Raw genomic sequence first — 1316 nt, 5'->3', positions numbered from 1 at the left:
ACCCGCCGACGCCACCGCCGCCCCACAACGCACGCCCAAGCGCAGACGAGCCCCGTCCACCAGGACCAACCGGTCCGCCAAGGAGGCAGTGTCAAGCAATAACCATTTGCGTTCCATAGGTGAAGGCACGCAGGAACGTCCCCAACGTCGACGGGGCCCGGGTGCCGGTGAACAGCCGGCTCATGCCTCCGTGCCGCAGCAGGCCCAGGTCGCTGATCGAGTCCGCGCCGGCGACCATGCCCGCAACCACAGCGGACACCTTCAACCCCGCGGCGTGACCGGGCCCGCCGGGCACCGACAACCGATCCTGGGCCAGCTCGATCAGGCCGGCCCGCTGGGCCAGGGCCAGCACCGGGACCAGCCCGGCGCACGACACGAGATTCGGCTCATCAAATACTGCTGACCGCACTGGATCGGCATGGAATAATCGCATCTACGAGGTGCCCTCTCTGACGCCGGACAATGGACCCTAGAGAAGTCTCATTATCCTGCAAGGAAAGGGCATTCTCGCTCTACGGCACGCTCAAACCCCAGCTACGACGGTGGATCCGGGCTTAGCGTCGCTGGAGTCCAAGGGCATCCCGCCGCGACGCTGCCTCGTCGTCGCCCGCGATGAGCATCAAGTGATCGGCTGGCGTAATGACCATGAAGGCCAGTTCGATGAGGTCAAACTGATCAGCTCGACTCGGGACATCATCGAGCTGGGTCCTGATGTGAAGGACCATTGGTCCCTGGACGCAGTCCCCGGGTGGTCAATTGGGATGGACGGAAACGCTCCTACGCACCTCCGTAAATGGGCTCTTGACACCTTCGACCAGAACATCTGACCAGGAGAACGATCAAGCAACGGCGAGCGGTCGCTGCGCCCAAGCGCTCCAGCCGAGGACCGCGTAACGCCTCAACGGACCTAGCTACTTCCACTCCACCGCTGACCGGCCGTCGTCGGGTGTGCGGCGGCTGGGACCAGACGGCGCCACATGCCGTGGGGTGACCAGAGCGTCCGGGCGTGCAGCGGCAGGCTGACCAGCCACGATGGGCGCGTTCGGGCGGTATCAGCCGGTGCCCGTTGGCGCAGATGTTGGGCAGGCATTCCGAACGCAGGTTCGGCGAAGGCTAGACAAGCGATATCGTCGCCATCGTGAGTCCACGGAGGGTCAACCCGCGAACCTGGTGGTTGCAGGCAATCCTGTTGGGCCTTCGCCCCGAAAAGTGGACACGCGATTTGATTGTTATGCGGCCGGTCGTAGCGTAGCCGCGGTGGTGGTGTTCTCGTAGGTGATCGGGCTGCGGTAGCCGCAGGCGGAGTGCCGGCGGCG

The 1316-nt window shown here is 64.8% G+C and carries 1 protein-coding gene and 1 pseudogene; one reads left to right on the top strand and one right to left on the bottom strand.

Going from position 1 to position 1316, the window contains the following annotated elements:
* Positions 1-112: 112 nt before the first annotated feature.
* A pseudogene (locus tag RM423_RS24755) lies at positions 113-433 on the bottom strand (IS1380 family transposase); the annotation flags it as partial.
* Positions 434-542: 109 nt separating this feature from the next.
* Between RM423_RS24755 and RM423_RS24750 the strand changes: the two are divergent.
* A complete protein-coding gene (locus RM423_RS24750; protein ID WP_311425698.1) occupies positions 543-827 on the top strand; it encodes a hypothetical protein in 285 nt (94 codons plus the stop codon).
* Positions 828-1316: the final 489 nt, after the last annotated feature.

This window comes from Jatrophihabitans lederbergiae, from assembly GCF_031845305.1.
Taxonomy (GTDB): domain Bacteria; phylum Actinomycetota; class Actinomycetes; order Mycobacteriales; family Jatrophihabitantaceae; genus Jatrophihabitans_A; species Jatrophihabitans_A lederbergiae.
Note: the sequence above shows the minus strand (reverse complement) of the source record. Positions and strands in the feature narration are given on the sequence as shown.